This window comes from Alteromonas sp. CyTr2 (assembly GCF_947311905.1).
Classification (GTDB): Bacteria; Pseudomonadota; Gammaproteobacteria; order Enterobacterales; family Alteromonadaceae; genus Alteromonas; species Alteromonas macleodii.
In genome coordinates, this window is sequence record NZ_CAMZMZ010000065.1 from 1 (window position 1) to 5793 (window position 5793).

Annotated in this window: 5 protein-coding genes; all 5 read left to right on the forward strand. The window is 37.9% G+C overall.

What is annotated here, in order from left to right:
* The first annotated feature begins 133 nt into the window (after positions 1 to 133).
* Positions 134 to 427 carry a DUF1244 domain-containing protein gene (locus QME20_RS19350; protein ID WP_281716490.1) on the forward strand — a complete coding sequence of 98 codons (294 nt, stop codon included), beginning with the start codon at positions 134 to 136 and terminating at the stop codon, positions 425 to 427.
* A 729-nt stretch (positions 428 to 1156) separates the two neighbouring features.
* Positions 1157 to 1900 (forward strand): abortive infection system antitoxin AbiGi family protein, encoded by a 744-nt coding sequence (locus tag QME20_RS19355; protein ID WP_281716491.1) that lies wholly within the window; start codon positions 1157 to 1159, stop codon positions 1898 to 1900.
* Between the two features lie 145 nt (positions 1901 to 2045).
* The gene (locus QME20_RS19360; protein WP_281716492.1) at positions 2046 to 2885 is read left to right on the forward strand and encodes a hypothetical protein; all 840 of its coding nucleotides are present in this window, start codon (positions 2046 to 2048) and stop codon (positions 2883 to 2885) included.
* Positions 2886 to 3062: 177 nt separating this feature from the next.
* Positions 3063 to 3653: a hypothetical protein gene (locus QME20_RS19365; protein WP_281716493.1), complete on the forward strand. Its 591-nt coding sequence runs from the start codon at positions 3063 to 3065 to the stop codon at positions 3651 to 3653.
* A 535-nt stretch (positions 3654 to 4188) separates the two neighbouring features.
* Positions 4189 to 4944 carry a hypothetical protein gene (locus QME20_RS19370; RefSeq protein WP_281716494.1) on the forward strand — a complete coding sequence of 252 codons (756 nt, stop codon included), beginning with the start codon at positions 4189 to 4191 and terminating at the stop codon, positions 4942 to 4944.
* Positions 4945 to 5793: the final 849 nt, after the last annotated feature.

Here is a 5793-nt window from a genome sequence, read left to right on the forward strand (position 1 = left end):
GTCATTCTCCTTAGCAAAAAAGAACACCATGCCGTAGCTGACCTATGAATTGAATGTGGGGATTACCGGACGGACACTCTTTAACCCTCACATCCAACCTATAACGAAAAGCGCTTTTAAGAGGTATTAGATAATGGATAAGCAAACGCAAACCGAAGTAGAAGCAGCAGTATTCCGCCGCTTAGTAGAACACCTAGACGCGAATAAAGACGTTCAGAACATTGACCTGATGATTTTGGCCGATTTCTGCCGTAACTGCTTAGCAAAATGGTATTCGGCGGCTGCAAGCGAGCAGGGCGCTGATATCGACTACGAAGCCGCGCGCGCAGTGGTATACAAAATGCCATATTCAGAGTGGAAAGAGAAGCACCAGCTTCCTGCTACTGATGAGCAGTTGGAGAAGCTGGCTGCTAGGCAGGGGAAGTAGTTTTTAGATAGGACAAAACTTGTTTTTGTGTTTTGAAGCCAGCTTATGCTGGCTTTTTTGGTTTTGGGGTGGGGGAATGCAGTTGTGGAGTCTGTGCGCTGATTTGGTGATTTTAATATGTGCGTGATAAACGGCAGTGAGGTTTTTCTTTATTTTTCTGTTGGTTGTGAGGTATTGTAGTTCTAAATACAAGGACAGGTTCCCGAAAATGATGTGGATTAGCATGACGGTTTGGGGGCGAGTAAGCTGTTAGAACTTCAAGGAGAGAAAATGCTATTCCCATTGTTTGATAGAGATAGCGATTTAGTCGCGTGGCTTAGTCCTAATGCTCATATTTTCGATACTGATATGAATTGGGTGGCTTACATTCGTAATGGACATGCTTGGTCTAGTGAATCCGGAAATTGGCTCGGCCCAGTAAATGGCTTGCTTTGTTTAAACCAGTCAGGTCAACCAATTGCTTGGAATCCAAAAGAACCAGTAAAGGGTACATCTAGACCTTCTAGACCCTCAAGAGCATCACGAGCGTCAAGGCCGTCGCGCCCTTCCAGACCATCTAGGCCCTCTAGACCATCGCGCCCTTCAACGCCTTCAGGTGGCTGGGCAAACGAATCATTTTTTGCTTGGCTAGGTCAGTAAACGTTCTAACAAGGCGCTCAAGCAAGGACGCAGCAAAGCTGCGCCGCTTAGCTTGGCGTTAGTAACCACTCCAAACATTTATAAAGGATTATGATGGCACCAAAATCACATACTCTGTTTCATTTTACTAAAGGAAAAGAAACGTTAGAGAAAATATTAAAAAATGGTTTTTGGCCACGGTACTGTTTAGAAGATATTCGTTGGGTAGATCAGTCAGATGCGGATTATATTGCATTCCCTATGGTCTGCTTTTGTGATATTCCACTAAGTAGAATATCAGAGCATGTGGGGTTTTATGGTTCCTTTGGCCTTGGTATGACCAAAGATTGGGCGAATAAAAACAGCCTCAATCCGCTTTTGTATCTCGCTTCATCAAATAATCTCTCATCTGAAATCCGCTCCCTTAATAAGCATGCGGGAAAGTGTAAAACAGATGACGATATAAAAGAGGCTAAAGAAACGATGCGCTATATCTATATGCACATAAAGCCATCAGATGGAAACATGTTAGTGGACGGAAAACCTGTAGAAAAAGAATTTTATCAGGAGTCAGAGTGGCGATTTGTTCCGAAAAATGAAAACATTAAGCCATATATGTTTAAAGATAAATTCGATGATGAAGACACGCTTAATGCAGAAAACGCAAAAACACTTGAGCATACATCCTTAAAATTTACGCCCGATGATATAAAGTACATTTTTGTAAAAAGTGACTCTGATATTCCAGGGATCGTTAACTTCATTCAAACTGAGCTTGATCATTTTCCAGCTGCGGATTTGAAAATTTTATTATCCAGAATAGTTTCAATTGAGAGTATTCAAGCTGATTTATAGATGGTTACTAACAAGCGCATTAACACTCGCTCCGCTCGCTAAGGATAAAGACACGTAGGCCCCCCGCGCTTCGCTTGGTATTGTAGCCTACGTATTTTGGCCCGTTATACGGGTCTTAGTATTCTGAGAAGTTTAAGGTTTCACTATGGAAAGTAATAAAATAAAAAAATCAGAGAAAGAAATTCTATTAGAAAAGGAAAAAGAAACTAGAGCTTTCGCCACTGGTATTATAGGAGCTTTAAGCTTAATAGGACTGTTTTTTGGTCCTCAGCTACTTTCAGAATTTGACGCGACCAGACAATATCAATTAGTTCCAATATATGTAGGTTTATTGGGGATGATGCTCTTTATAGGTATGTCTTTCGAAAACTCTGATACCTTCCAGTTCCTCTGGAAGTATAAAAGTATGAAATTATTTTCAACAGTAGCAATATCCTACACGCTAATAATAAGTGGCTCTAAGGCAGCATCGGTGATCAACGAAGTTTTCAACGTTGATGGGAGTTATTTGCCATACACAATGGCTTTGCTGACTCCTGTAACATTTATATTGACACTCAAGTGGGTTTTCTTTTGTATAAGTGCTTGGTCCATTTTAGTGCTGATAGGAGTAACTACCGAATATAAATATAGTAAGGTAATAAAATGGAACTCTATATGCTTCATTGTTAGTTCACTTTTATTATCTGGTTTCCTTTACTTTCAAAGTGAAAAAAGCTTTGGTAATGATGGACTGAAAATAAAGGCCTATAAGCTAGGGCATCAATTTGATTTCAGTAGCACTTTTGATTGTGCTTCATTAGAAAATAACAAAAAAGACCAGGCAAAAATATCTGTACTCTTCTTAACTCCAGATCATAATCAGGTTATATCTGACAAAAAATTAAGTCTTAATGAATCATTTCAAGATTTTTTTAGTGACACTGATATGAGTAATTACGAAAAAATTGGTAATTTTAAACGAAGTAGGTGCAGCGAATACTAACATAAACTACTAAACAAGACAGGCATCTTTGTGCCTTTTTATCAAGCATTTAAAAGGAGAGTTTAAAAGAACTAAATAAGACAGGCACCTTTGTGTACTGAGTTATAAATTTAGTGCTTGTCTTGCTCTTGTCTCCAATCCATTCACGTATGCAGATTTGATTCTTAGGAGGTATTAATGAAATACGCTGCGGCATTAATCGAGTATCTGATAACTGGAATCATATCCTTGATATGGATAGGCTTGTATTCTAGACAATATGTAGAGATCTCCGCTGAAAATATTAAAGCTTACAAAGAGGTCATAGTTATTTGTGTTTTTCCGATTGCTTACGTATTTGGAATATATGTAGATGTTTCATCATCTTATTTGCTAAAAAGATTTAGTAATATAGCCGAGTTTATTTCAAAACGCTTTTCCTGTCCTAGGTGGTTAAAATGGCTGTTGAATTTATTGGTAGGTACTTCTAAATCAGAACCCTATAAACGAAGTGCGGAAATTTTATCGTATTCTCCATCTGACACTATTAAGACAATGGAGGCTTATATAAGTAGGGATCGTATTGCTAGAGGGATGGCTTTAAATTCATTCGCCTGCGGTCTTATCTCTCATTTAACATTCACTGGTGATACGCAACATATAGCTGTTAACTTAAGTGTTACTATATTTATAATCTCTATATTTGCTTGGTTTAGATTACGAAGACTATCAAAAGCGTTTAAGACTCAAGCTTTAATACAACTAACTAAACGTGAGCAAAAAAACTAATAAACCCAACAGATCGAAGGCAAAGACTTGCGGTAAGAGAATCCTTCTCATCAAAAAGAGCATGTATGTTCCGCCCAATGGGTTAACAATTATAGCGAACAATAGCTTATCATTTCAGTAAGTTATTTAGGCAATTAGGTCGTGTATGAATAAGTCTTTGACAGACAAAGAACTTGAGTATGTCGCTCGGGTTATTAAGGACAAAATTTTGTACCTCGTAATCGCAAGCGAGTCACAGCATAGCTAAACAAGACAGGCATGTTTGCGTAGGCATCTTTCGCTATAAAGTTTTAAATCTTGTGCCCGTCTTGCTCTTTACTGAGCTGCAAAGCTAACCGAGTAATCGCCTTGCACTTTGTCGGCCTTGAACCCGTTGCTGTTGTTGATTGTGCGCGTATTGCTCTAGGTGAGGACTAAACAAGACATGACTAAACAAGACAGGCATCTTTATGAGTATGAATACGACATACGCTTAACATAGATGTACAAATTTAGCAGAGTGAGTAATTCCTGCATTAAGAGGGATCTGGTTAAAATGAAGTACCGAAAAAGTGAACATTTGGAAGTTCCACATGGTAATTCAACAGTCTGGCGCTACATGAATACATGGAAATTTCAAAAATTTATTGAGAGCTCAACATTGTTCTTTCCAAACGCAAATAAATTGACGGATCAATATGAAGTTTCTTTACCTGACAGTGTTGAGCAAAGAAAAAGAGCAGAACTGAAGAAACAAGGCTTTCAGGGGCGAGACCTTGAAGAGGAAATGGCTTCTTTCAATTGGTCTACAAATCCAATGAAAGATCTTGTCTTGATAAATTGTTGGTCTACAAGTCCTCACGAGTCCTATGCATTATGGAAGATATATCTTGGTGGTGAAAAGAACGGTATAGCTATTAGGAGCACCGTAAGTAAGTTGAGACGCTCTATCGAAAAAGGTAAAGATGAGTATCCTGAAGAGTTTTTTATAGGAAAGGTAAAGTATAAAAAACACCTAAATAATGATGAGCTATCTAGACTGTCAGTTGTTACCACCAAGAAGCCGTTCTATGATTTCGAGAAAGAACTTCGTTTATTTGTTCTAAATTATCCGCTTTCAGAAGGTGGCACTGCTCCACCTTATAATATTCATTTTGGACGAAATGTTAAGGTCGATATTAATGAGCTAATCCATGAAGTCTACATATCCCCATTCGCTACTGAAGAGTACTACCACGAGATCGATAAATTACTTAATGGAAATAAATTACAGGGCTTTACAATTAAAGTTTCTGAGATAAGGGATCAATAAGCTGAATTAGAAGACTAAAAATACTAAACAAGACAGTCATCTTTTTACAAAGTTAATTTTAATCTGAAAGGCGGACTAAGCTATTAGAGATATTGCAAAGTTATTACTATCCAATCAATATAAATGAGATGATACGGCCAAGAAGAAAATATCAAGATAGAGCTTTTTCAGAGAAGCGATCTATAGAAACTATCGAACTTTTAAAAACTATCATAAGGGATTAAATCGCATTGCACTTACTTTGGGATGAGTTTAGGTCCTCTTTCGTTAAGAATTTAGAAGCTTTACCTGTTTCTCGAAGCTAAACAAGACAGGCATGTTTGTGCCCACAAAGATCTTATTAAAAGCGAAAGATAGCAGGTAATTAAATTGAAGTTGATTAAATATCACGTTGATAAAAAGTACATATGGTCTTTACGGATATTTTTCCTGTTAGCGTCAATTCCTTTTGTTTACAACGTTTATGAGACAGTAACCACGAGTGTTGCAATCGACGGTAAATTTACTTTTGTCAAAGATGAACACCGGGGATATTACTCTTATCTATTTAAGCAACTGGCGATATCATTATTGTTACTATGGTTAGGACTATTTAGCGTTCGTGAGAAAAATAAAAGCTAAACAAGACAGGCATGTTTCTGTATACCCACCTATCTGAGTTGTTATTGAAAGCTATATTCCAGCAATGGCAAAATCTATTGCACCTATTAGCAATTCGCGGGATTGCGCTAAAGAACCGATGCAGTCCTTGAGCACATCTTCGGGTATGGAATGACGTGGTCAACCAAAATCACACAACCCAGTTAAGCCGCTTTTTGTAAGTTAGCCATGTCAGCCTCATATTGATTT